Genomic DNA, 23622 nt, shown 5'->3' with positions numbered 1-23622 from the left:
CATCCTCCAGTTCGCTTGCGACTTCCGTGAGCGGGTTCGATGCCTACCCCATGGGACGTGGGGATAGCTGAGGGCCGCGGCGCAGCCCCATCCGTGTCGATGAATTGCTAGGACCGCTTCGGCCCGCCCGTCCCGCGCTTCCATACGGGCTCGGCACCCAGGCAGCGCAGTAGGACGAGGGCTGCCGGCGCGAAGCAAGAAATGGAAAACGTAACGTTTTCGGGTTGGACCGGGCGCGGTCCAACCGTCGAGAACGGCCAGATCGGGCGCGATCTGGCTGGAGGTGTGAGTGGCTGAAGGGCCTCGTCCAGCAGGCAAGAAGCGGGCAGCGACAAGAAGGAACACCCGCACGCACCAGCGGCCGCGCCGATCGCGGTCGGTGCTGGCCTACCTCTCCGATGCCGAGCACGCAGTGCTGATTTCTGCGGCCGAACGTGACCATCTGGCCCTGGGGGCGTACGTTGCACGAGCCGCGCTTGCCCACGCATCCGGGGAGCCGTCCACGGACCACTTGCTGTTGCGAGAGCTATTGAAAGAGCTGGTCCAAGCACGGGGACAGGTGCGCCGATTGGGCGTGAATCTCAACCAGTCGGTTGCGGCCCTGTATTCGGGCGAGCTGACCGAGCAGCTTGCCGCTTACGCCAGAGCGTGCGCCCGTACCGTCGACAAGCTCGATCAGGCGGCCGACGAGATCTGCCGACGTCTGCCCTGAGTAAGGGGAGGGCGGGACTTGATCGGGAAGGCGCGCCGAGGGACCCGCTTGAGGGGCCTCTTGCTGTATCTGTTCGGACCCGGGACCAACGGCGAGCATCGAGACGTACACCTTGTCGCCGGATTCGACGAACCGCGGCAACTCGAACCACCCCAGCGTCCCGACGGCAGCCGAGACATCTCTCGGTTGGACGCGCTGCTCACTCACCCGATGAAGCTGCTGGGGGAGCGGAACTACCACAAGCCCATCTGGCACCTGCCGCTGCGGGCAGCACCTGAGGACCCGATCCTGTCCGACTCGCAGTGGGCTCGGATCGCAGAACAGGTCATGGACCGGGTCGGGCTCGCTCCGGACGGCGATCCGGACGCGGTCCGCTGGATTGCGGTCCGGCACGCCGACGATCACATTCATCTGGTGGCCACCCTGGCGCGCCTAGATGGCGTTCGTCCGGAGGTGTGGAACGACGCGCACCTCATCCGGGCAGGCTGCCGCGAAGCAGAGGACGAACTCGGACTGCGGCGGACCGCCCCGGCCGATCGGACCGCGCCTCGGCGAGCCACCCGAGGCGAGCAGGAGAAGGCGCGCCGCAATGGCCAGGCCGAAGATCCCCGGTCCGTGCTCCGGCGCCACGTCCAAGAAGCAGCGGCCGCCGCTCGGAGCGAGTCAGAGTTCTATGAGCTGCTGAGCGGAGCTGGAGTCCTGGTGCGACATCGATACAGCCAGCAGAGTTCGGACCAGGTGACCGGATACGCGGTCGCGCTGCCGGATTACCGGACTGCGGCCGGATCGCCTGTCTGGTACGGCGGCGGAAAACTGGCTGCTGACCTGACTCTGCCGAAGCTCCGCGCGCGTTGGTCGTCTGCCGGTCCGGCAGTGTCCGGACGCGGTCTGGACGAGCGGACCGTCCGCGCCTATCTCCGGACCGCCGTCCGCAAGGCTGCGGACCAAGCCCAGACCGTCGGCGATTTCCTGGCCCGTCTTGAGTCCGCCGGGATCATGGTGCGCACCCGACACAGCACCCGTGATTCCGGCCAGATCACCGGGTATGCGGTCACGCTTTCCGATCATCGCGACGCTCAAGGCCAACTCACCTGGTACACCGGTGGAAGGCTCGGTGCTGACTGCTCGTGGCAGCGGTTGACCGACGCCTGGCAGGACGGCTCTGCTCGCAGATGCGAGCCGACCGAGCTGTCGGCCGACGAGCGCCGCGCAATCTATGAAGACGCCGCCTGCGCAGCGGCGGTTGCCAGCGCCGAGGTCCGGCGCCATACCGTCACCAATCCCTACGCGGCCCGTGATGCCTGCTGGGCTACGGCAGACGTGCTTCGATCGGCCGCTCGTGTAACCGGCAACTGCCATCTTCGGCAGGCAGCCGAGGCCTATGATCGTGCAGCGCGTCCCCCCTTCGGCCGCCTGCCCGCGCCGACACCGGCGGGAAGCCGACTTCGCAGCATCGCCCGCGTCTTGGCAATCACCGACTCCGGCGACAGCATCGCGCTACAGCTCGCCACCACCCTGGCGCTCGCCCTCCTGGCACTGATGGAGGCGATCACCGATCTGCACCGCCTTCAGCACCGTCGAGCCCAAGCGGACGCTGCTGGCGCGGCCTCTGCCCACCTCCGCCACATCGATCCCGAAGAACACCCATGGCTCTCAAGGCATCAGGAGACGCCTGAACCGGTCGCACTGGCAATGGCCGACCAGCCTGCGCCTTGGGCGCCGCCAATCTTGGGCGGCTCGTTGTCCATGTCAGCAGCTTCGGGAGGAGCTAGGCAGAAGCAAGGCCGCGGCCCGGCCTTGTGATCTCACGCCAGTCCCGCCATTAGGCGATCCAGGTCGCGAAGGTCGGTCAGCACGACGTCGGCTCCGGCCGAGCTGAGCTCGGTTGCGCTGCTCTTGCCCGACGCGACGGCGATGATGCGGGCGCCGCCCTGGTGGGCGGTGGTGATGTCGCTAGGAGTGTCGCCGATCAGGATCGTGGTCGTAGCGTCAAAGGCCGTCTCGTACCTGGTCGCCGCGCGCTTTTGGGCGATGGCCACCAGGCGCGGGCGGACGGCGTCGTCCGAACCGTATGCGCCGGCCTCGAAGTCCAAGTGTTCGTCCAGTCCGAAGGCGGCGAGCTTGGTTTCGGCGACTGGCCGGATGTTCCCGGTCAGAACTGATTGCACCACACCCGGCTCCTCCGCCAGGACCGCTAGGGCTTTGGCTGCGCCCGGTAGGGCCCGCCCGCGCTGCTGCATTTCGGGAACGCGGTCTCGGTAGCCCTTGGCCAGGTGCTCGGAGAACGCCTCGAACATCTCTGCTGTGACCTTGACGCCGTGCAGCTCGGCGGTCTCGCGGAAAATGTCGGGTTCGGTGCGTCCGCTGACCTCGGCCATCTGTTCCATGGGTTGCCCGACGGCCTGGGCGAACGCGTCGGCGAACACTTCGCGGCCTACTCCGCCGGTCTCCATCAGGGTGTGGTCCACGTCCCAGAGCACCAGGCGGACGGGCGACGGCGGGTTTGCCATGTCGAGGGCCCCTTCGACGGCTTAGGTTGGCGATATGGCAGCAGGTTCGCCGGGAAGCTCGATCGGCGATCGTATTCGGTTCTACCGCCAGTCCAGCCGGAAAACCCAGGCGGTGGTCGCCGGGTTGGCCGGGATCAGCGAGGACTACCTGTCGCAGCTCGAACGCGGGCTGAAGACGCCGTCGGTGACGCTACTGCATGCGTTGTCGCGGATCCTGCTCGTGCCGACATCGGCGTTGCTCGGCGAGCCGGGCAGCGGACCGGTCGCCAGTGCGCGGTCGGTCGCCGCGTCGGAGCTGCACACCGCGCTGATGACCAGGCGGCCGGGAACGGACGAGCCGCGACCGCTGGCCGAACTCCGTGGACGGGTGGACGCGGCGTGGGCGAGTTGGCAGGGCTCGGCGCGCCGGTATTCCGAGACCGGGCCACTCCTGCCCGCACTGATCCGGGACGTCGAGGCAGCCGTCTGGGCGCGGCCGCATGAGCGTCGCCGCGCCTCCGAGGTTGCCGCCGATCTGTACTTCCTGCTGCGCACCTACACCAAGCGCATCGGCCGGACCGACCTGGCGTTGCTGGTGGCAGACCGGGGCCTTCGCGCCGCCGAGGATGCCGACGATCCTCTGCGCATCGCGGCGGCGCAATGGAACGTCGGGCAGGTGCTGCTGACGGTGAACGAGGCCGAGGCGGCCGAAGACATCGCTGCGCATGCCGTCGAGCAGCTCGATGATGAGAAGCACACGACCGAGGAAATGCCGCGTGTGGCGTTGCAGGGCGCGTTGTGGTTGGTGACCACGATCGCCGCCGTCCGCGCCGGCGACGGCTGGACGGCCCGGGACCGCCTCCGCGAGCGGGCCCAACCCGCAGCATCTCGCGTGGGGGAGGGCAACGTGTTCTGGACGGTGTTCGGCCCCACCAACGTCGGCCTCCACGCGGTATCGATCGAGATGGAGACCGGCGAGACCAGTCAGGCCCTGCACCTGGCCGACCGGATCGACCTCGCCCGATGCCCGTCGGTGGAACGCCGCGCCACGTTCTCAATGGAGCTTGCGCGCTGCTACGAGCAGCGCCGCGAGGACCACGCCGTCCTTCTGCATCTGCTTGAGGTGGAGCGCGCGGCGCCGGAGGACATGTGCCACAACCCGCTGGTGCGTGATCTCGTCCAGGGGCTGTTGCGGCGCGCCCGCCCGACCCTCGCCCCGCAGGTTCGGCAGATGGCCGACCGAGTCGGATTGTTCGCCTAGCCGAGCCCGGCGGTAACCCGAGCTGAGAGTTCGGGTTGTCAGCGTTCTGGACTCCTACCGTCAGGGTCGTCTCACCGGCCGCGACCAAGGAGGACCGGGATGACCGAGACTCGACGCAATGCCCGAACACCAGCATGGGTGCCGGGCGTGGACGTGAGTCGTCCGCACCTGATCGGGTGCGACGGCGTGGGGATGTCGGCGCTGGCGGAGCTGTACGCCGGAGCCGACCGCACGTTCACGGGATGGGACCGCAAACGCACGACCGCCCGTCCCGCACTAGGCACCGCCACATGCGCCGTGGTGTCGTCCGCCATCGATGTTGAGGACGCCGAGGTGTTGCGCGCCCGCGCCGCCGGCCTCCCGGTGATCCACCGGGCCCAGGCGCTGGCGGAGCTGATGCGCGACCGGACCAGCGTCGCCGTGACCGGAACCCACGGCAAGACCACCACCAGCGCGATGCTTGCGCACATCCTCGCCGAGACCGGCCAGGACCCCGCCTTCGCGCTGGGCGGTCGGCTGATCGGTGCCGGAAACGCCCGGACCGGACGCGGACCGATGGTGGTGGAGGCCGACGAATCCGATCGCTCGCTGCTGCTTATGTCGCCGCGAATCGCGGTCATCACCAGCGTGGACGACGACCACCCCGAGACCCTCAATGGCTTGGGCGACACCCTGACGCTCTTCGAGGGGTTCGTCCGGCGGCTCCCGGTGACCGGCACCGTGGTCATCTGCTCCGACGACCCGGGCGCGGCGCTGCTGATGGAGCGGCTCCGCGGACCGATCAGCCCTCGCGTGGTGACCTACGGCAGCAGCCCCACCGCCAGTACCGACATTCGCAGCTTGATGCTGCGCCGAGGTAACTCCCACACTGTTGCCCGCGTCGGTGGCCAACAGGTCGAGATCTATCTGCCGTTCCCCGGTCGGCAGCTGGCTTTGGACGCGGTCGCCGCCGTCACCACCGCCCACCTACTCGGCGTCCCACCGGACGAGGCCGCCCGTGCCCTGGCCACCTACCCCGGAGTGCATCGCCGGTTGACGTTGCACGGCAACCACCACGGCGTCGCAGTTGTCGATTCCTTCGCTCACCACCCGACCGCCATCACGGCCGACCTGGCTGCCGCGCGCACCATCGCCTCGCCCCGAGGTCGGATCTGGATCGCCTTCGAGCCGTCCGGCGCGGTGCGCGTCGAGCACTTCGGCCCGCAGATCGGCCGTGCTCTGGCCAGCAGCGCAGGCGTCTTGCTCCTCCCACTCCACAGCCAATTCACTGCTTCCGGGCCGGAGGCGCTGACCGAGATCCGCAACGAGCTGCGCGACCACCACGTCCCGGTCTGGGACGCGCACGATGCTCCGGACGAGGGCACACAGTTGCTGGCCGACCGCGCCAGGCAGGGCGACGTGATCCTCACCATGGGCACCGGCGGCGTCACCGAGCTCGGTCCGCAGCTCTGCAGCCTGCTCGGCGATCTCGCCCTGGCGTCCTGACCTTCAGCCCCTTCCAAACGCTCGCCGCGCCGCTCCTCCCACAGCAGCGCGGCGAGCTTTCAGGAGAACCTCATGGTCTTCAAGATCTCACCCGGGCGGGGCGTCGTGGCTGTGTGCACTGGAGGACGCTCGCGGGAGCGTGACCGGTCGCTGCTGTCGGGGGCCGCGGTCGCGGAGTCGCTGCGCCGCCAGGGTTACAGCGTGATCGAGTTGGATGTCGCCGCGCCGCTGTTCGATCAGCAGGTCCGCAAGGCCGATGTCGCGTTCCTTGCGATCGCCGGTCAGTACGCCGAGGACGGCAAGCTTCAAGGCATGTTGGAGCTGCTGGACATCCCCTACACCGGCTCGGGGGTCTTGGCGTCCGCGCTGGCGATGCACAAGCCGACCGCCAAGAAGCTGCTGCGCCGTACGCTTGCCCGCCCCGTCGAACCCTGGCTGCACTGCACCGAGACGCAGCCGACCCGTCTGGCCGAAGCCTTCGCAGATGACTGGACGAGCCGGATCCTCGCTGTCCTCAAGCCGCCCGTCGTGCTCAAGCCCGCCTCCCAGGGCTGCTCGATCGACCTGCACCTGGCCCACGACGAACCCGAACTCCACGAACTGCTGACCCGGCTCGCCCCCGCCCACCGCCCCGGCCAGGAACTGCTCATCGAGCCCTACTTGGCCGGACGCCACTTGTCAGTCGGCGTCCTGGAGAGCGGCGAAGACACCGTCGTCGCGCTACCCCCGCTGGAGATCGAGCTGACCGGCGAACTGTACGACCACGCCACCAAGCAGCACCCCGCTCACTGCACCTACCGCTGCCCCGCACCGCTGACCACCCAGCGCCACGCCGACCTGACCCGCGCCGCCCTCGCCGCTCACCAACTGCTGGGCTGCCGCAGCCACTCCCGCTCCGACTTCATCCTCGACCACCACGGCCGGCTGTGGTGGCTGGAGACCAACGCCCTGCCTGGCCTCTCCCACACCGGGAACATGGCCACCATGGCGGCCGCCGCCGACCTCGACTACGACACCCTCATCACCCGCATCCTGCACGCCGCCACCCGCGCCGACGGCTACCGACCCTGACCGCGCCGCGCGTGTTTCCGCAGGACAAGCCACTGATCAGCAACAATGAACCGTCCGGACCCGTCCGCCTGCTGGAGTCGCCTCGTGATCCCGATGACCTTGGAAGAGATCGCCCGCACCGTCGGCGGACGGATGGACGTGGCCCCCGACCCCAACCTCCAGGTCACCGCACCGGCCGTGATCGACTCCCGGCTCATCCAGCCCGGCGGCCTGTTCGCCGCCCTTGCCGGCGACCACGCCGACGGCCACGACTTCGCCCCGCAAGCCATCGCCGCCGGAGCCACCGCCGCGCTGGTCACCCGCCCCGTCGGCACCCCCGCCATCGTCGTCGATGACGTCACCGCAGCCATGGGACGCCTCGCCCACACCGTCGCCGCCCGCCTGACCGACACCACCGTGATCGGCCTGACCGGCTCGTCCGGCAAGACCTCCACCAAAGACCTCCTACTGCAAGTCCTCCAGCAGCACGCGCCCACCGTCGCCACCGACCGCTCGTTCAACAACGAGATCGGCCTGCCGCTGACCGTCCTGCGCGCCGAACCCGACACCCGCTACCTGGTGCTGGAGATGGGCGCCCGCAACATCGGCCACATCACCTACCTCACCGACCTGGTCCCACCCCAGATCGGCCTGGTCCTCAACGTCGGCACCGCACACGTCGGGGAGTTCGGCGGCCGGGAGGCCATCGCCACCGCCAAGGGCGAACTCGTCCAAGCCCTCCCCGCTGACGGCCTGGCCGTCCTGAACGCCGACGACGTCCTGGTCGCCGCGATGGGCACCCGCACCAAGGCTCCCGTCGTGATGTTCGGCCGCAACCCCGACGCCACCATCCGCGCCACCGACGTCACCCTCAACCACGGCAAAGCCCGCTTCACCCTGACCACCCCGGACGGCACCACCCCGGTCACCCTCCAGGTCCACGGCGAACACCAGGTCTCCAACGCCCTGGCCGCAGCCGCCGTCGCCCACGGCGTCGGCATGCCCACCCCCGCCATCGCTACCGCCCTCACCCAGGCCAAGCCGCTCTCCTCGGGACGTTTCGAGGTCATCGAACGCGCCGACGGCGTCACCATCATCAACGACGCCTTCAACGCCAACCTCGACTCCATGACCGCCAGCCTCCACGCCGCCATCGCCCTCGCCAACGGCCGCCGCACCATCGCCGTCCTCGGCGAAATGCGCGAACTCGGCGAAGAAAGCCACCGGGCTCACGCAGAGGTCGGGCGCCTCGTCGGCGGCCCGGGCATCGACCACCTCATTACGGTCGGCACCAACGACGCCCAAACGATCGCTGATGCCGCCGGCCAGGCCAACCCTGACCTGCCGATCGACGCTGCCCAAGACCACGATGAGGCCTACAACGCGCTCCTCCCTGTCCTGAAGCCCGGCGACGTCGTCCTCATCAAAGCCAGCCACGCCCTCCACCTCGATCAGCTGGGCAAACAACTCCTCGCCGCCGAGTAGTACTCCCGCGATTCACAGTGGCGATGTCATCAACCGATGGCTCGTCGGTCGGCGGGGGCGGGAATGCAGGTCGTGTCGGAAGTGCGCTGGGTCCCGCCGGGATAAGGGGAACCGCCAGCCGAGGAGAGTTAGCATCGGGCGGAGCACTGATGGTTTCTTCCCGGGGAGGAGGCGAGCCGACGTGGTATCGCATCTGCTGAGCGAGGTCAGCACGGTCGTGACGGTGGAGCGCGGTCAATTCGGTATCGCCGATGGCGACGATCTTGAAGATGCCTCGTGGCTCTCACTGAGAGTTAAGGATCACGGGTTCGCGGTCGGTTCCGGCGGCATCAAAGTGGCCAGCACCATTGCCATGCATGATGCCGACATTGCCATGGAATCGTGGGACGGGGATCCACCGCCCGCGCCCGCTGGATTCGCCTCTCTGGGACGTCAGACTTTCCGTAGTTCCGCGGGTTTCCTGGTGCCGTGGGCCTTCGCGCATGGCCCAACCGATGTGGAACTGGCCTTACCGGGGCCGGGTCGGTATGCCATTGAGGTCTTTCGCCATGGTGGTGGGGCTGACGCTCGTGCAATGCAGGAAACGAGCGATCCGCCGGTGTTCGAGGGGCTGGAGCGCTACCTCGTCCGGCTTTGGCCGCAGGATCTCGGCCCCTGATCTATCCGAGGTGCGGGCGTATGAGCCATGGACGGACGCGGGCCTGTGGCCGGCCTGGAGTGAAGGCCGGCCACGACCGCGCGATGCCAGTCGGCTCAGGTGAAGATCTTCACGTAGAAGGCATCGAAGTGCAGGATTCGGTCGCTGACGTACCAGTTGTTGAGGTCGGTTCCCGCGTTGCCGTTCTGGGTCCCGTTGACGTACTTCACCGAGTAGTTGCCATTGCCGGCCCCGGCGCCCTCCCACGATGAGGCGAACGGGAACTCGTCGCACTCCTCGCCGGCATGGTGTGTGAGCGGTCGGCAGGCACTTGTCACGGTGCTTCGGTTCTTCCTGTAGCGGTCGCGTGCGGCCTTGTTCCAGGTGCTCATGAGCCGGTGCAGCGGCGACTTGGATGCAGGGGATCCGGGAATTTCCTTCCCTCCGCCGGCCTTGGGCGGGTAGGTGGTGTTGGGCTTGGTCTGTGCTTGCTGGATGTGTCGCGCGACGGCCCCGTTACGCGCCGACGTCGTCCTGTACTTGGCCATGGTCGGAACCGATCGGTCGAATACCCCGGCTCCGTTCTTACCGAGATAGCTGGCCGAATCGAACCTCACGCCGTCCACGAAGATGATGGAGTTACCAGATACGTTTGCGGCGTTCACTGCAAAGCTAGAGCGGAAGACATCGTCGCGACTGTAGCCCTTACCTGCCGCTCCGCTGAGGGTGATGGTGGCGGTCTTGCCCTGACGCCAGGAGTTCATGGTCCCGGTCACCCATGGGTAGGGGCTGGCCTTGGCGGGTGGGTTCTTGCCGTCCGAACCGTTGTAGCCGCTGGTGCCGACTCCGATGCGGAGCGGCTGCGTGGTGTCGATACGCCCCCGGAACCTGAACTGGTCCATGCCGGTGATCAGGGTCACCTTCCGTGCCCCCTTGTATCCCTGCCCTGCCGTCGTCTCTCGCCACCAGACTCGGGCGATCTCCTTGGTCCCCACTCTCACCGCGAAGGTGACCTGGTCGACTGCGCAGAAGTTGTAGCGGTTGATCACTCTGTGGCCGTAGTTCCCTAGCGCCTTGCGGCACTGGCGCAGCGTCACTGTCCCAGGCGTCGCTTGTGTGGTGGCGCGGGCTTCTGGGCTGTCGTAGGTGATCCCAAGCCTGCGGGCTGACTCGTCGGCGTGCTCGGTTTCGGCCACGGGGGGCCGGGGCGGCGGTGTCTTGCCCGGCGTAGCGGTCTGGCCTGGTAACGCGACGTATCCGCTGGCGGAGACCTTTTCGATGGGTCCGACAACGATCGGGGCCGGCGTGACGGCGGTGGAAGCGGCTGCGGGGGAGCCGAGTGAAGCCATTCCCACAGCCCCCACGGTAGCTAGGGCCGCAGCATGGCGCAGCTGTCTCTGCCATTTCATGGCATCCTCCGTAAAGGAGAGTAAAAGGACAGAGTCAACCTAATTATCGAAGTTTGTCCGCAGCCATCCGGGTGATCACTGACCGTGAGGCGGTCCGCATCGGTGCCATCACGGACTTCGCTACCCCGACCTGCATCAATCTGCTCATGTGTCACGAACGGCACATAGTGGCCATGTTCACCGGTCAAACCCGATGGGTGTCGATAGCGCTCACGAAATCGGCGGCCTGCGGGGAGCCGGGTGGTCATCGCCTCGGAAGGCGGCATGATGGTGCGGCCCCGCGACTCTCGGAGGCCAGTGCGACTATGCCGAGTCCAAGGGTGCTGGAACGTCGGCACGAGTGAGACGGTAGGCCGACTCCGCCGAATCCATGGTGGCGGCATCCTGGGAGGGGGCGATTCTTCTGCCGCGGACAGTCCGTCTCGCCCAACGAGGATGCCGCCCCGGATTGGCTCGTGGTCAGCCGGATGTCGGGCAGTCCGCCCGCTCCAGGTTCGTGATGATGTGTTCGGTGGTTTCTTGCAGGTCGATGTGCGGATGGGTGCGGCAGGAGCCGGTGGGATCGGTCCAAGAGAACACGGACGGGCGGACCCAGACGTTCAGGCCGGACACGGCTACCAGCGAGATGCCCGAGCGCTCGGTGGTGCGGTTCGTGGCCACTCCGCGCGCGGCCAGGTTCATGGTCAGGCGCTGTGCGGCAACGGCGGGGAAGATTGGGCCTGTGGGGCGCGGCCAGTCTGGGGGGAGCGGGAGCGCCATCCAGACGGCCTTGCCGGGCAGCGGCTGAGGCGTCAGGCGTGACCTGGACGGATGGGAGCCCCAGCCGTTGGTGACGGCTTCGACGATGGTCATGCCGCGCCCGCGCTCGGCCAGCAGGTTGGCGTCTCCGGGGTGCGGCATGACCTGCCGGTCGAGGTCGAACACCGAGACCACAAGTTCGGGCTGGGGCTTCAACCGCGCCCATATCGCCAGCTCGCTGACCGACTCCGGCTGGAGCGGCCAACGGCTGGCGGTGTGCTGGAGCGCGTTGGTCGCGAGCTCGCTGACTGCGAGTTCGGCGCTGTCCACGGCGTCGGTTTCGAAGCCCAGAATCTCCATGGCGCGGCCCAGTTCGGTGCGTGCTACGTGTGCGCAATGTTCGTCGGGTGGAAGCGGCCAAGCGCACGCGCCGCCGTAGGGGAGATCGGCGGGGTGTCCGGCGCTCATCTGGGACTCCACTGTGCGCGAGCCGGGGGCTGGTCCAGAGTGGCCGGGGGCGTCATGCGCTTGGAAGGGCGCGTGGGATCCTGTCTCAAGTCGGACCTCCAGTGTCCGATTGGTCCCGGCTGGTGGTCGCATCACCGGCCGGGACCGCGTGCTTTGGGAGGGGCTTGCCTACGGTTGGCCACTTAGCCTTTCCGGATAGTGGCCTATGCCACTTACCCAGAGTGTCATGAGGCACTACGGTCGGCAATGACTTCCGGGAAACGATCCTCAGTGGATCATGTACGTCTCTTCGAAGGTCCACGCGTCGGGTGGATAGACGGCTTCGGCGAACTCCATGGGGTGCTCGTCCATGTCGTACACGGTGTGCCGCACGACCAGCACGGCCGCCGGCCCGGCCAACCCGAAGACCTCCAGCTCGGCTTCGCTGGCCAGGCGTGCGGAAACACGGTCATGGCCGTGCCTCGCCCGACGACCGGTGGCACCCTCCAGGTATGCGACCGTGCCCTGCCGGATACGCGCCCGGTCCTTCAGCAGCGGCGCGCGCTCGGCGACGGCTTCGGAGTACCAGGAGACGGAGATCTCCACCGGACGGTCGTCGCGGAAGACCGTGCGCTGCCGTCGCAGTGCTCGCGCGCGTTCTGGGAGAGTCAGCGCTTCGGATACATGCGCGGGCGCAGTCACCACTTCGGACGAGACGATCTCGGCGCGCTCGCTTGGCGGATAGATCCGTCCGGTTTGTGATGCGCGTTGGTAGCGTTCCCGAGCGCGGCGGTGCAGCCCGTACCGGTCGAGGACGTAGGTACCCGAGCCGCGCCGCGACTCGACGAGGCCTTGAGTCCGGAGCGCTTCCAGCGCCTTGGTCGCCGTCGGACGCGACACGTCCCATTGGGCGGCGATCTGCCGCTCCGACGGGACCTCGTCGCCAGGTCCCAGGTCACCGCGGAGAATCTGATCGCGGATGTGCGCGGCGATCTGCAGGTACTTCGGCAGCGACTGCTCCAGCTCGGGCACGTGACGCCTCCGGGATGTGGGAGTGGACAGATCCACTAGCCACCATCTTAGCCAGGCGGCTCCGAGCCGACCCTAGGCTGCTGGATATGTCTCGGCTCCTGATCGCGGCGGGTGGCGGGGGAGACGCCTTGGCCGCAGCGATCATCCACGTCGCGGCCGCGATCCGCCGGATGTCTCGGACCGAGCCGGCGGCGATCGCCACCTGGGCGTGGGATCGCCTCGCCGTTGATCCGAGGCCAGGGCCTCGTGGCGTCGCCGACTTCACCGGGCTCGGACGCGTTGGTGAACAGGTCGCTGTGATCACGGAGAACACGCGGCCCCTACCGCCTGCTGGATCGACGCTGCCTCGCTTGGCGGCAGAGCTGGGCATGCCGCTGTTCCTCTTGGACCCGGCAGGTGGTGCAACCGGCCTACACGCCCAGATCCGCGAACTCGTGACCGTGACCGAGTCTCGCAGTGTCGAGGTGGTCGACGTCGGTGGAGACGTCCTCGCGCGGGGAGACGAGGTCGGGTTGCGCAGCCCTCTCGCCGACGCCCTGATCTTGGCAGCCTGCGATGAACTGGGCCTCCCCGTGACGGTTCTGGTCGCCGGCCCGGGCCTCGATGGTGAACTCACCGAGGCTGAAGTTCTCTCCCGTACCGGGAGCGACCTGGCCGGCAAGCTCACTGCGGCCGACGTCGATCGGTATGCGCACATCCTCGACTGGCACCCTTCGGAAGCGACCGCGTTGTTGGTGGCTGCAGCACGCGGCCTCCGCGGGACTGCGGAAATCCGTGGTGGAGGCCTCCCGGTTCGTCTTACCGACCGCAGCCTGGACGTGTACCGCCTTCCTTTGACGAGGGCGTTGGCCCTCAACCCGGCTGCGCGAGCGTTGCGGAGTACGAGGAGTCTGGATGGAGCCGAGGCGGTCATCCGTCGTTACTGCGGCTTCTCTGAGATCGACTTCGAACGCCAGAAGGCTGCCGGCAGCCGCCGACGAGAGCCGCTCAGGGAGGTGCCGGACGATGAGCAGGTCCGAGCATTCGAGCAGCAGACCGCGGCCCGAGGGATCGACTACGTGACATTCCGGCGTGTTGCTGAGGTCTTCTCCCTGCGCCATGACGCAGCCGCGAACCTTCGATCGCAGCTCATCGCGACGCGGCCCAACCACTACGCTCCGCCCTTGTGGCGGACTCGACCGAAGGCTTCTTGACCGCCGAGCAGAGGCTGGGTGCCAGTGGCCTTCGGACTTCCGCAGAAAGGGCCGGTTTCCGAAGTGGCCGAGCGTCGAGGTGTCCCGCTGAAGGGCTTTGACCCAGATCTGAGCATTGCGATCCTGCCACGGCCGTTCCATGATCAGTGGTATGGGCGGGGAACGTGGACCTTTCGCCGAGGTCCCCTTGAGATTATTGTTCGCAGACGCCGCGGAGCGCGACTTCGAAGAGATGCGACGAGCGGCCGACGCGCTGGACGTAGTGGCACCGGCGCCCGCGATCACATGGGAATGGTTTCCCGATCACGTCCCCTACCCCGGGGCGGCGCCCGGCGTCATCCACGAGATCCTGCTGGCTACTGTCGTCATGAAGGCCGAGGATCTGTCCGACTGGCACGAGTTCGGCATCAGTGTCGAGTGGACTGTGGGTGGAGGCTTGGCTGTGGTGGTGACGGTGAATCTCGCTTGCTACTGCGAGACTGATCATGGCACGCACAACGTCGACGAGTTCAGGCTGGGAGTTGGTCGCGACACCCCGCACGGTGAAGCGTTCGAGGCGGCCTGCCGCCAGATGGCCGTCTTGCTCCAGGCCCCCCGGTCCGCACACTGGTGGCGCGTCAAGGCCGGACTTCCGAAGCCCTGAGCCCGGCATTCGAATGAAGCGCGGTGACAGTCGCGTCTAGATCGCTCCGCACTATCCAGACGCGGGTGAGGACTCCGAAGAGGCTGCCAGTAGCTCAGAGCGGCGGGATGCGGCGGGGCATCTTGAAAGCGAGGAGCAGGGCTACTGGCCATGCCAGGACGGTTGCGCAGCACAGGATGTTGAACAGGAGCATGAAGGAGATCGCCTCGGCGCGTCTGAGCACTGCGATCCATGTCGGGAGAAGCGGGAGCAGTACGACGCCGACGGTGATGAGAAAGGCTAGTGCGAGGTTCGCGTCTCCGGTCGGGAACTGCATGGTGGGATCTCCGTCCTGGTCAGAGGTTGCGGCGACGGTTGCGATCGGGCGTTGGGCTCGGCTTCCGACGGGACGGGGGTTGGTCGGTCTGCCGGGCGCCGGACAAGGCGAGGGCCTCGTCGATGGTGAAGGGGAACGCCGTGTCTGCGAGTTCGCCTTCGGGAGTGGCGATTCCGCTGCCCGTCCGGCGGGACGGCCGGACCGGAACGGCCTCGGTGATCGTGTCCTCGGAGAGGTTGGTCGTGGCCTCCAGCATCGCGCGCAGTTCGCCTGTGCCGGGTTCGTGTCCCTTCTCCTGGGACTTCGCGCGTAGGTCGGCGGCGATCTGTTGGGCACGGACGGATTGTTGAGCGGCCACCAGGTCGGCGCGGGTGGGGCCGTGAGGGTTCGCGGCCCAAGTGGTTCCTGTCCCTTCGGGGAGGGCTGGCCGTGTGGGGATGGGGTCGCCTGTGCGGGTGTTCGGGGCTTTGGTGAAGTAGGGAGCCGCTTCCACCATGGCGTCCTGCCGGTCCGCGCCCTCACGGCGCAGTTCGTCGTAACGCTTCATGGCGTAGGGGTGGAGAAGCCGCAGCCGGGCTTCGCATTTGTCGGCGGCGGAACGTGCTGACTTCAAGGTGTCGATGTAGGGGAGCGCCGCGCCCCAGGCTTGCCCGACCTCGTGAAGGCTTGCCTGGCTCAGCCATTCCCGGTCGTGGGCGGGCGTCCAGCGGGTTCGCGCTTCCTCGCGTACTGCGCGAAGTACTGCCTGTTCCCTCTTCACGGCGGCTTGCTTCTGTGCCTGGCGAGCTTCTGCCAACCGGCGGACGATGGCGTTGTGGCCTTGCACTCCCATCACCGCGGCTATGGCGATCTGGCTGAGGCGCTGACCGCTGAGGGTGAGCCCGTCGGTGAACGGGTCGGGATGGTGGTTCTCACTCATGTCTGGGCTCCTGTCGCTTGGGCGTACTAGCGGGCATGTCGTCGGGGCGGGCGGAATGGTGGAGCAGGAGGCGAGGTGGCGGAGGTGCCCGTGTATTCGGGGACGGCCGTGGCTGGGATGTCTGGGCTGATCGCGTCGGCGATCAGAGCGGTGACTGTGGCTCCGGGGACGCCGGTCGCTGTGGCGATGCGGGGGATCTGGCGGGTGATCTGCTCTGCGGACACCTGGGCGATGAGGGTGGCGGCGGCACGGGCGGCTGCCACTCGGGTCTCGGCGTGTTCGAGGGTTCCACCGACGCGTTGGATCTCCGCATCCACGACCAGGTCGGCGAGGGTAGTTACAGATCGTAGTGAATCGCGTACGCCCGTGGGCCCTTGGTAGCGCAGGATGTCGGCCGGGTCCTGGCCTTTCGGGAGGACGATCGCATCTACCGGGCCCTTGACCTGCTGGAGTTCCTTCCAGGCGCGTAGCATCGCGCGCCGTCCCGGTTTGTCGCCGTCGAGTGCCAGCAATAGACCTTGGGTGTTGAGGTCTGCGTGACGGTCCAGGTGCTGGAGCTGGTGAGCGGTGATTGCGGTTCCGCACGGGGCGAGAGGCACGTACTCGTCCAGGTCGGCGGCGCTGATGGCCAGGACGTCCAGCGGGCCTTCAACGATTAAGGGCCGGGCGCCTGAGGCCAGTCGCTCCCGGCCGTGGGCGAGTCCGAACAGGTTTTGGCTTTTGTCGAAGAGGCTTGTTGCCGGGGTGTTGAGGTATTTGGGGCCTCGGCCGGTGTCGCGGCGGCGGGCGATGAAGCCGACGATCGTGCCGTCAGGTGTGCGAAGTGGGAACGAGACTCGGTCGACGAACAACGGATGTGAGCCCGCACTGGCGTTCCTGGTCAGGCCTGCCTCGTGGAGCGCGGTTTTGGTGAAGCCGAGGGACTTGAGGTGTTCGACGAGCCCCCTGGCGGGGGCGTATCCGATTGCCCAGGCGTCCAGTGTGCCGTCCGGGATGCCGCGCTCGGCAAGGTAGGCGGGTCCCCAGCTTGCGGCCAGGTGCTTGCGGAAGAACTGCTGGGCTTGGGCGAGGGCCTCGATCAGCTCTTCGCGTTGAGGCGAGGGTGCCTTCGTTGGCGCGGCCTGGCGCGTGGCGAGGGGAGGCGTGTCCGTGGTTGGCCGGAGGGGGAGTCGTTGGCGGATTCGCTGGGCCGTCCGGACGATTCGCGTCCCCATCGCTTCGACGGCGGCCAAGGGGTGCGCGCGTTCGTCGGTCCCGGCCCAGGTGGGAACTGGCGGGAAGCGCAATTCGCTGGTGTCGGCTCCGAGGTGCGCCAGGGTGAGGTAGGCGATGGAGTCGGCGCGGACGCGGCGCGCCCCCCGGCATGGTGTGTTGTCTTGCGGGTCTGGGTGTTCGCCGCGTTGAAGGATGTGGGCGAGCTGGTGGGCGAGGATGGCCGTCGCTAGGCCGTCATCCACCTCGCCCGGCAAGGAGATACGGCGATCAGGGCGACCGAGGTAGGACCAGCGGCCTCGATCCACGTAGACGTTCAGGTCGCCGGCGAGCTCCAACAGACGCTGTAGGGCTTCGGAGGCGGCCACGGACGGAACGGGTGGCGTCGTTGAAGCGGGACCGTCGGTTTGAGCGATGTCGAAGACGGAGTAGGGGACGTCGCGGCGCGAAATGATCCGGATACCGCGCTCGCCCTTGCGTACCTGACGTCCCTGGTCTTTCCAGTCGTCGTAGCGCCGGACGTCTGTTGCCGCCGCCTCCTGAGCGTTGATCAGCAAGGCGTTGGTGAAGCCGTGGCGGCCGTGGCGGTGGGCCAGGTCGAGAAAGGAGGCCCAGGGGAGGCGCCCGGCGTGGAGCTGCCGGAGCTGGTGGCCTGCGATGCCGTGGAGGACGGCGAGCTGACGCTGCCTCTCGGCGTGGCTCCGGTTGACGCCGGCACCTGCTGCGGTGCCGGCGTCTTGCTCGGGCGGGGTGAAGTCGGCCTGGGTCATCGCTGCCGGTGGTCCAGCATCCAGACGAGCAGGCGGGCGATGGAGTGGACGTCGGAGGTAGGGCCGAGCAGGCGTCCGTGCGCGGTGACGTAGGCGTAGGTACCTTCGCTGCCGGCGCACATGACCGTCTCGTGCCAGCCGTTCCTGTGCAGGCGCAGCCGCCAGATGCCGCTGCGGGGCCTGGTGAGGCGGGTGCGGACGCCGAGCGCGACGAGAGTGCCGCGCAGCCGGTTGAGCCCGGCTTCGCGCGCTCGCTGATCCGGATCGCGCTGTCCGTGTGATCTCGGTGCGGGGATGTTCGGGTCGGTGGCGGACGATGCGGCGGCTGCGGCCATGGGCGTCACCTTCGAGGGAAGAATGTCAACAAGGGTAGAAGTCGTAAACTAAAGTTGTTGGCGCTCCGACGATGCACTGTCGGTGATCACATGTCAACTATGAGTCACCAGCGTCGGGATGATTTCTTCTGGCTATGCGGTGCCGATCTGGGCGCCCGCGTCCACGGAGGCGTGCTGGCGGAGTTCGGTGAGGCGTTCGTTGGAGATGGTCAGGCCCTGTTCTCGTAGCTGTTGGCCGAGTTCCGTGCGCGTCAGGACGCGGTTCTCCAGTCGGGCTTCGTCCAAGACGCGGCGGGCCGCGAGGAGCAGCTCGCTGCTGAGCCATTCAGGGCGCGTTGGTTGGGCGTTCTTCTCTTGCGGGACGGGACCGCAGACGTTGGGCGGAGCATGCTCCGGGAGGTTGGCGGCCATGAGACGCAGGCCGAGGCGTTCGGGTAGTGGGGTGCGCCAGCGCCATGCCATTCGTCCATAGCGTTGCTGGAGTTCGCCGACCGTTACGAGGCGCCGATACTCTAGGTCGAGGGCCTCGAGGTAGGTGGCGATGTTCCAGAGCGCCATGCGCCGCCACAGCAGGGCGGTAGACACCGGCGCCAGGAGCCAACGGCGCGCCGGAATAGGTGCGCCACGGGTACCGGAGGCGAGCCCGACGCGGTGTCGGATGAGGTGCCGGACGCCTTCCATGACGGTGATGAACAGCACCGGCATCGCTGCGTGCATGAGGCTCCCGGCCACATTGCCGTTCGCTGCCAGGACGTTGATCGCGACGGTGGAGGCGATGTAGCTCCAGGCGACCCAGCGCAGCATCCGCCAGGGCATGCCCAGGTACTCCATCAGCAGGTCCCAGGCGAGCAGGACGAGGATGCCCACGTCCATGCCGATCGGCACGCTCCATGCGCGGTCGCCGAACCACGGCTCGGCCATCGTCCGGACGGTGGTGAACGAGCCGATCCCGCCGAGCGTCGCCAGTGTGACGATCAGCGGCACGAGGATCCCGGCTACGGCTCGAACGGTGCGCGTTTGCTGGGAGAGCGGTAAGGCGTCTGTCGACGGGCGTTCGAGCGGATCCGGGGACGAGGGCGGACGGGCGATCGTCAAGGACAACTCCTCCTTCACCGGTGGGGATTCGGCGGCGTCGCGCGACCGGGATGACGCGGAGTGGTGGAGTGCCCGGGAGCATCGGCGATCCAGCCAGTCGGCGTCCTCGGGCAGTCGGTGCTTGCCAGGGCGGCAGGCGAGGGCAAGGCAGCGACGCGTAGCGCGAGTGTGGTTCTGGGCTGCGGTTCGGGCGAGAGCTTGTGAAGGACGTCGACGAGTTGGGCGACGGCAGCTCGACCTGCGCTGTAGTTCGCCGGGTAGCGCATGAGGAGACCTCTGAGCATGTGTGGACGCCTGGCGAGCGGTGAAAGAGCGCCTTCGAGACGTCGCGCCCGGAACACGTCATTGACGGCGTCGCGGTGGTTGGCGGCTATCTGATTGCAGGCGTCCAAGGTCTTGATGACGGTGAGGCCCACGGTTGCGAGATCTTGGCGGGTGGGAGCGAGAATCGCGGGATCGGTGCTGTCCGAGCGGGAGCGGTGGCCCGGTCTCCATTTCGGATCGTCGTAGGCCCACCTGCCGAGGCGGATGAGCAGATCGCTGGCGTCCATGGCAGGTCCGGTCTCCGGATCGGCGTGCGCCGTGGTGAGGTCGTGCCAGGTTCTGGCGATCGTTCGCCACCGCTCGCCCAGGGGCCTCAAAGCGAGGATCGTCTCCCAGAGAGGCTCGACGATCTCGGACACGCCGATCGCCTCGGCTCGCAGGTGAAGCATGCACAGCAGGTGCCGGTCCAGGTCGCAAACGATCGTGGCTGCCCGGGCGAGATAGCGCCAGGTGGTCACCGATCCCGCGGCCTGGGAGGCGTCCAGCCGACGGACGCTCCTATCGATGCCTGAAAGGAGCTCGTCTCGGCTCTCGCCTTCTGTTGGGGGAAGACGTTGCGCTGTGTCGTTCAGAGGGACCGCGTTGATGCCCATCTCGCTGACGTGTGAGACGGAGCCGGTCATCGCGGCGGCCTGGAGGATGTTGTGCCCGGCCAGGCTTGCGGCGGGCCCTGCGTTCAAAGCGACCTGCCCGGCGGTGACGGCGTGGTTGCAGATCAGGCGGAACAGGGAGCGTGTGCTGTCGGGAGCGGTGATGACGGCGGCGACCGACGTCGGAATGCGGCCTTGCTCTGCGGGTGAGAGGTGGGTGGCCAGAAGGTCGAGGCCGCAACCGAGCGCCAGGGAGGACGAACGGAGCCGCTCGGCGAGATAGGTGTCAGGACGCGTGGTGCTCTGTGCCATTTCCAGAGATTCGTCCGCCCGGCGAAGAAGAAGACCGGCACGGCGCGCGATGCCCTCCGCCCTGGCTCCGTGATGCCCTGGCAAGCCGAATCCGCTGGCGATGCGGTCGGTGTAGCGGATCAGTACCCGGTTCAACCGCCCCAGCTCGGCGACCGAGCTGGGGTGGCTGGCCTGGACGGCGATGTCGGCTTGCTGGAGGGCTTCCTGAACCTTGGCCCGGTGCAGGTCGGCGACCGCGAGCAGTTCCCCGAAGGTGGCCATGGCATCGGCTCCCTAGGCGAACTGCTCGCGCAGCCGCTCGACGTGCAGGGCCGCATCGAGACAGGCCAAGACGTCTGAGGGCAGCGTGCTGCACCCGGCCGCCGCGACGAGACTCGTGGAGGTGCGGGTGGCGGATGCGGCGATTTGACCCAGAGCCGAGGTGACGGTGTCACCGGACATGCCGGAAACGGCATTCACTTCGGCCTCCGCGCTCGCCACGTCCCTGGGCAGTAGGGACCGCGCGGTTCGTAAGGCGGCCAGCGCGTCCGCGGCTTCGCCTTCGGCGAGACCGAGCCGGATGTACCCGTCCGGTAGATGCTCGATCGCCTTGGTGAGGATCGCTTTGGTCCTGCTGAGGTCGATGTACGCCTGCCGCAGGCCAGCGGCGGGCTGGGCTTCCGGGCTGGTGTTCACGATGTTCCCTTCGGTGGGGTGGCCGCCTGCGTCCCGCAGGACGGCTTGTCGGCGAGGTCAAGGGCAGCCAGGCGCGCCGGATGCACCTCGGACGGAGTGGCTGAGCGGAGCTGCTGCACCCGGCGATGGATCTGCGTCTCCAGGTTGGTGAGCAGCTCATGGGCGGTGCAGCCGCCCCACCCGGTCAGGGCTTCGAGCGTCCGGTCGTAGACCTGGGACCAGCTAGGGGAGGGCGAGCCGACGCGCAGATGCGCCTTCGCGTCGATCAGTTCGGCTTCGGCTTGCGCGACGGTGGCCGCGACCCGGTACATGCCTTGGACGGCGGGGAACGGCGGGGCGGGTTCCAGCGCGACGGCGCGTTCACAGAGGACGAACGGGAGCCCTGGAACGGTGACCAGGTACCACGGGTCGTCGATATGGGCGTCGTCGATGTCGCTGATGGCGCCGCGCCGGTGGGGACTGTGGCGAAGCTGGACGGCGTCACCCATCGCATACCGGCGAGCGGCTGCGACTTCGTCAGCGTAGGCGTCGTGTCCTGCGACAGCGGCTTCCGCGAAGTCTACGTCGTTTGCTGATGCAAAGTGCTCCAGGTCGCAGAAGAACGCGGACACGAGCGCCTGCACATAGATCGGATCACCGGGCATCCCGGACGATGGTGGGTCGCCCTCTACGCGCTCCGCGCAGTGAAGCGAGTTCCTTTCATATGTGCGCAGTGCTTCGGTGACGTGAGTGACGCGCTGAAGGATCGAGTGGTCGCCGCGGTCGGTGACGTTGGTGTTCAAGCGACCCCCTTCAGGGCGGCGTGAACGCGTCCGGCATGCCCGACGGCCTTCAGACAGGCCACCTGGTCGGCCGACCGGGACGACTTGTTCGCAGCCTTCAGGAGCGTCTCGCTGACCAGCAGCACCAGCTCGGCCGTCCGGGCGGCGAGTTCGCTGGGAGACGCGGTGCCGGGATCCACCCAGGCCGGCGCCTCCGACAGCGCCCACCAGGCGTTGACGGCCTCGGCGAGTGCGGCGTCGCACGCCTCGCGCCAGTGCGGCGGCGCGCTCTCGTTGAGGAGCGAGGTGGCGCGTTCGATGGTTTCCAGGCCGTAGAAGGCGGCGGTGAGCAGGGCGGCCAGGTTGTCCGCGTTGCGGAGCTGGCTGCTGACGAAGCGGATGTGGTCTTCCATGGTGGTGTTCTCCTGTTCGGATGGATCAGTGCGTGCCGAGAGCGCGGGAGTAGTGCAGCTCTGCGGTGAGCGCCTGGACGCGAAGCGCGGCCTTGAGCGCGCACAGGACGTCGGCGGCGTTCTCGGCCTCGCGTGCGGTGGCCAGCAGGACTTCGGTGAGCGTTTCGCCGAGGTCGATCAGCCGTCCGGTGACGGTGGCCACGTCATGGACGGCCAGCGCGACGGTCGGCGGGGGGACGGTCAGGGGCCAGTCGATCGAGGGCGCATCGGCCAGCAGGGCCCGCGCCTGGGCGGCGTGCCAGTGGATGGCGGCCCAGCGTGGCGGTGGGTCCGGCGCGTCCAGGAAGCCGAGTTCCTGGACGGCCGCCTCGACCAGCTCCAGGGCGCAGTAGGACGCGGCGAGGCGATGCGGCACGCTCCGCGCCCCGGCGAGTGTGTCGAGGTGGTGGGCGATCAGTGGCAGCGACAAGCGAAGATCCTCCCGGTCAGGGGTGCAGGTCGGGACGAGGACGGAGGCCCGGCCGCTGGCTCGGGGGCGGTGCGGCGTGGTGGGGGCCTTGCTCGGGCGGCGTGATAGTGAGATCCGGTTCGGGTCCGTCAGCGGCTGCGAGGCGGGCGGGATGCCCGTCCGTGGCCGCGGTCGTGCCGGCATCGAGTTCGCGAAACGCGGCTTCGATTCGAGGCGAGAGCAGGACTTCGAGTCGGTGTGTGGAGGAGGCGCCTGACCAGAAGCGCAGCCCTCCGAGGAGTTCCCTCAGGTCTCGGACCTGGTCCGGACTCGGGGCCCGGTCGTACTCCGCCGCCTTCCGCACCTGGACCGAGGTCGCGATGATGGCTCGTTCGACGTCGAACGGGGAGCGGACCAGACCGATGCTCGTCCTGACCGGACGGAACGCGATACCGGGCCGCAGCTCGTTCTCGCTGTAGCCGCCCGCGTGCTCCACGCAGGGGAAGCGAACCCGGTAGACGGATTCGCCCGAGGTGTTGATGATTCCGGTGATCACACCACGGAAGGGCAGGTCCGCTTCGCGAGCCTGGTCGGCGGCCTTGCCCACCAGCTCCACGGTGGAGTCGAGCGCGAAGCTCGGTGAATCGGTGCGCTCGGCGGCGAAGGTCAACCGTGCGGCTTCCATGGCCCGGTCGAAGTTCACTCCGTGAAGCCAGCAGTAGTGCATCAGGTCGGTGAGCATGTCGCTGATCAGGGCTCGGTCTGGGATCCGGCTGCCGGATTGGTCGGCGAGTTGGCGCTGGTAGGCCTCCACCAGTTCCTGGCCTGACTTCGCCGAGTCGAGGTTGTCGCTGGGCGGCATGGGCGGCTC

24 protein-coding genes are annotated in these 23622 nt (G+C 67.9%); 9 read left to right on the top strand and 15 right to left on the bottom strand.

Features of this window, described 5'->3' with window-relative positions:
- Positions 1-379 precede the first annotated feature (379 nt).
- Together FHU30_RS16270 and FHU30_RS16265 are read left to right on the top strand one after the other, a co-directional pair.
- Positions 380-712, top strand: coding sequence for a hypothetical protein (locus FHU30_RS16270; RefSeq protein WP_253876610.1), 333 nt, complete (start codon positions 380-382; stop codon positions 710-712).
- Positions 713-772: 60 nt separating this feature from the next.
- Positions 773-2515 carry a hypothetical protein gene (locus FHU30_RS16265; RefSeq protein WP_253876608.1) on the top strand — a complete coding sequence of 581 codons (1743 nt, stop codon included), beginning with the start codon at positions 773-775 and terminating at the stop codon, positions 2513-2515.
- Between the two features lie 2 nt (positions 2516-2517).
- Here FHU30_RS16265 and FHU30_RS16260 read toward each other — a convergent pair whose 3' ends face one another.
- Positions 2518-3222, bottom strand: a complete 705-nt coding sequence (locus FHU30_RS16260) for an HAD family hydrolase (RefSeq protein WP_253876606.1) — start codon at positions 3220-3222, stop codon at positions 2518-2520.
- Positions 3223-3256: 34 nt separating this feature from the next.
- On the opposite strand from FHU30_RS16260, the gene FHU30_RS16255 reads away from it, so the two are divergent.
- From FHU30_RS16255 to FHU30_RS16235, 5 genes are all read left to right on the top strand, one after another.
- Positions 3257-4462 (top strand): helix-turn-helix domain-containing protein, encoded by a 1206-nt coding sequence (locus FHU30_RS16255; protein ID WP_253876604.1) that lies wholly within the window; start codon positions 3257-3259, stop codon positions 4460-4462.
- Between the two features lie 99 nt (positions 4463-4561).
- The gene (locus FHU30_RS16250) at positions 4562-5947 is read left to right on the top strand and encodes a UDP-N-acetylmuramate--L-alanine ligase (RefSeq protein WP_253876602.1); all 1386 of its coding nucleotides are present in this window, start codon (positions 4562-4564) and stop codon (positions 5945-5947) included.
- Positions 5948-6019: 72 nt separating this feature from the next.
- Positions 6020-7018, top strand: a complete 999-nt coding sequence (locus FHU30_RS16245; RefSeq protein WP_253876600.1) for a D-alanine--D-alanine ligase family protein — start codon at positions 6020-6022, stop codon at positions 7016-7018.
- Positions 7019-7111: 93 nt separating this feature from the next.
- Positions 7112-8482 carry a UDP-N-acetylmuramoyl-tripeptide--D-alanyl-D-alanine ligase gene (locus FHU30_RS16240; RefSeq protein WP_253876598.1) on the top strand — a complete coding sequence of 457 codons (1371 nt, stop codon included), beginning with the start codon at positions 7112-7114 and terminating at the stop codon, positions 8480-8482.
- A 181-nt stretch (positions 8483-8663) separates the two neighbouring features.
- Positions 8664-9140, top strand: a complete 477-nt coding sequence (locus FHU30_RS16235; RefSeq protein ID WP_253876596.1) for a hypothetical protein — start codon at positions 8664-8666, stop codon at positions 9138-9140.
- Positions 9141-9235: 95 nt separating this feature from the next.
- On the opposite strand, the gene FHU30_RS16230 is transcribed toward FHU30_RS16235, so the two are convergent.
- The 3 genes from FHU30_RS16230 to FHU30_RS16220 form a co-directional block, all read right to left on the bottom strand.
- A complete protein-coding gene (locus tag FHU30_RS16230; protein WP_253876594.1) occupies positions 9236-10468 on the bottom strand; it encodes a NucA/NucB deoxyribonuclease domain-containing protein in 1233 nt (410 codons plus the stop codon).
- Between the two features lie 519 nt (positions 10469-10987).
- Positions 10988-11734, bottom strand: coding sequence for an ATP-binding protein (locus tag FHU30_RS16225; protein ID WP_253876592.1), 747 nt, complete (start codon positions 11732-11734; stop codon positions 10988-10990).
- Between the two features lie 267 nt (positions 11735-12001).
- Entirely contained in the window at positions 12002-12745 is a 744-nt protein-coding gene (locus FHU30_RS16220) for a GntR family transcriptional regulator (protein ID WP_253876590.1), read from the bottom strand.
- An 86-nt stretch (positions 12746-12831) separates the two neighbouring features.
- Here FHU30_RS16220 and FHU30_RS16215 point away from each other — a divergent pair, with 86 nt between their 5' ends.
- Positions 12832-13938, top strand: a complete 1107-nt coding sequence (locus tag FHU30_RS16215) for a DUF1152 domain-containing protein (RefSeq protein ID WP_253876589.1) — start codon at positions 12832-12834, stop codon at positions 13936-13938.
- A gap of 151 nt (positions 13939-14089) precedes the next feature.
- Positions 14090-14581, top strand: coding sequence for a hypothetical protein (locus FHU30_RS16210; RefSeq protein ID WP_253876587.1), 492 nt, complete (start codon positions 14090-14092; stop codon positions 14579-14581).
- Positions 14582-14675: 94 nt separating this feature from the next.
- Here FHU30_RS16210 and FHU30_RS16205 read toward each other — a convergent pair whose 3' ends face one another.
- The 11 genes from FHU30_RS16205 to FHU30_RS16155 all read right to left on the bottom strand — a co-directional run bounded on the left by FHU30_RS16205 (position 14676) and on the right by FHU30_RS16155 (position 23613).
- Positions 14676-14897 carry a hypothetical protein gene (locus tag FHU30_RS16205; RefSeq protein WP_253876585.1) on the bottom strand — a complete coding sequence of 74 codons (222 nt, stop codon included), beginning with the start codon at positions 14895-14897 and terminating at the stop codon, positions 14676-14678.
- Positions 14898-14916: 19 nt separating this feature from the next.
- Positions 14917-15816 (bottom strand): hypothetical protein, encoded by a 900-nt coding sequence (locus FHU30_RS16200; RefSeq protein WP_253876583.1) that lies wholly within the window; start codon positions 15814-15816, stop codon positions 14917-14919.
- A 26-nt stretch (positions 15817-15842) separates the two neighbouring features.
- A complete protein-coding gene (locus tag FHU30_RS16195) occupies positions 15843-17798 on the bottom strand; it encodes a toprim domain-containing protein (RefSeq protein ID WP_253876581.1) in 1956 nt (651 codons plus the stop codon).
- Positions 17795-18133 carry a hypothetical protein gene (locus tag FHU30_RS16190; RefSeq protein ID WP_253876579.1) on the bottom strand — a complete coding sequence of 113 codons (339 nt, stop codon included), beginning with the start codon at positions 18131-18133 and terminating at the stop codon, positions 17795-17797. The genes FHU30_RS16195 and FHU30_RS16190 overlap by 4 nt, the downstream gene beginning before the upstream one ends.
- Before the next feature lie 132 nt (positions 18134-18265).
- On the bottom strand, positions 18266-19228 hold the full coding sequence (locus FHU30_RS16185) for a DUF2637 domain-containing protein (RefSeq protein WP_253876577.1): 963 nt from the start codon (positions 19226-19228) through the stop codon (positions 18266-18268).
- A gap of 14 nt (positions 19229-19242) precedes the next feature.
- Entirely contained in the window at positions 19243-20715 is a 1473-nt protein-coding gene (locus tag FHU30_RS16180) for a hypothetical protein (RefSeq protein WP_253876574.1), read from the bottom strand.
- A 12-nt stretch (positions 20716-20727) separates the two neighbouring features.
- Positions 20728-21129, bottom strand: coding sequence for a hypothetical protein (locus FHU30_RS16175; RefSeq protein ID WP_253876572.1), 402 nt, complete (start codon positions 21127-21129; stop codon positions 20728-20730).
- Positions 21126-21773 carry a hypothetical protein gene (locus FHU30_RS16170; RefSeq protein ID WP_253876570.1) on the bottom strand — a complete coding sequence of 216 codons (648 nt, stop codon included), beginning with the start codon at positions 21771-21773 and terminating at the stop codon, positions 21126-21128. Before FHU30_RS16170 ends, FHU30_RS16175 begins: the two co-directional genes overlap by 4 nt.
- A 134-nt stretch (positions 21774-21907) precedes the next feature.
- Entirely contained in the window at positions 21908-22303 is a 396-nt protein-coding gene (locus FHU30_RS16165; protein ID WP_253876568.1) for a hypothetical protein, read from the bottom strand.
- A gap of 25 nt (positions 22304-22328) precedes the next feature.
- Entirely contained in the window at positions 22329-22772 is a 444-nt protein-coding gene (locus FHU30_RS16160) for a hypothetical protein (RefSeq protein WP_253876566.1), read from the bottom strand.
- Between the two features lie 16 nt (positions 22773-22788).
- Positions 22789-23613, bottom strand: coding sequence for a hypothetical protein (locus FHU30_RS16155; protein ID WP_253876564.1), 825 nt, complete (start codon positions 23611-23613; stop codon positions 22789-22791).
- Positions 23614-23622 lie beyond the last annotated feature (9 nt).

Origin of the sequence: Actinomadura rupiterrae (assembly GCF_024172125.1) — a bacterium.
In the GTDB taxonomy this organism is placed as follows: Bacteria; Actinomycetota; Actinomycetes; order Streptosporangiales; family Streptosporangiaceae; genus Spirillospora; species Spirillospora rupiterrae.
The sequence above is the reverse complement of the archived record's forward strand: the minus strand, read 5'-3'. Positions and strand labels throughout refer to the sequence as shown.

Bases quoted from the DNA above. Each gene is read 5' to 3' on its own strand.
- FHU30_RS16260 (WP_253876606.1), bottom strand. From the start codon at position 3,222: ATGGCAAACCCGCCGTCGCCCGTCCGCCTGGTGCTCTGGGACGTGGAC.
- FHU30_RS16255 (WP_253876604.1), top strand. From the start codon at position 3,257: ATGGCAGCAGGTTCGCCGGGAAGCTCGATCGGCGATCGTATTCGGTTC.
- FHU30_RS16250 (WP_253876602.1), top strand. From the start codon at position 4,562: ATGACCGAGACTCGACGCAATGCCCGAACACCAGCATGGGTGCCGGGC.
- FHU30_RS16245 (WP_253876600.1), top strand. From the start codon at position 6,020: ATGGTCTTCAAGATCTCACCCGGGCGGGGCGTCGTGGCTGTGTGCACT.
- FHU30_RS16240 (WP_253876598.1), top strand. From the start codon at position 7,112: ATGACCTTGGAAGAGATCGCCCGCACCGTCGGCGGACGGATGGACGTG.
- FHU30_RS16230 (WP_253876594.1), bottom strand. From the start codon at position 10,468: ATGGCTTCACTCGGCTCCCCCGCAGCCGCTTCCACCGCCGTCACGCCG.
- FHU30_RS16225 (WP_253876592.1), bottom strand. From the start codon at position 11,734: ATGAGCGCCGGACACCCCGCCGATCTCCCCTACGGCGGCGCGTGCGCT.
- FHU30_RS16215 (WP_253876589.1), top strand. From the start codon at position 12,832: ATGTCTCGGCTCCTGATCGCGGCGGGTGGCGGGGGAGACGCCTTGGCC.
- FHU30_RS16210 (WP_253876587.1), top strand. From the start codon at position 14,090: ATGGGCGGGGAACGTGGACCTTTCGCCGAGGTCCCCTTGAGATTATTG.
- FHU30_RS16205 (WP_253876585.1), bottom strand. From the start codon at position 14,897: ATGCAGTTCCCGACCGGAGACGCGAACCTCGCACTAGCCTTTCTCATC.
- FHU30_RS16200 (WP_253876583.1), bottom strand. From the start codon at position 15,816: ATGAGTGAGAACCACCATCCCGACCCGTTCACCGACGGGCTCACCCTC.
- FHU30_RS16195 (WP_253876581.1), bottom strand. From the start codon at position 17,798: ATGACCCAGGCCGACTTCACCCCGCCCGAGCAAGACGCCGGCACCGCA.
- FHU30_RS16190 (WP_253876579.1), bottom strand. From the start codon at position 18,133: ATGGCCGCAGCCGCCGCATCGTCCGCCACCGACCCGAACATCCCCGCA.
- FHU30_RS16180 (WP_253876574.1), bottom strand. From the start codon at position 20,715: ATGGCCACCTTCGGGGAACTGCTCGCGGTCGCCGACCTGCACCGGGCC.
- FHU30_RS16170 (WP_253876570.1), bottom strand. From the start codon at position 21,773: ATGCCCGGTGATCCGATCTATGTGCAGGCGCTCGTGTCCGCGTTCTTC.
- FHU30_RS16165 (WP_253876568.1), bottom strand. From the start codon at position 22,303: ATGGAAGACCACATCCGCTTCGTCAGCAGCCAGCTCCGCAACGCGGAC.
- FHU30_RS16155 (WP_253876564.1), bottom strand. From the start codon at position 23,613: ATGCCGCCCAGCGACAACCTCGACTCGGCGAAGTCAGGCCAGGAACTG.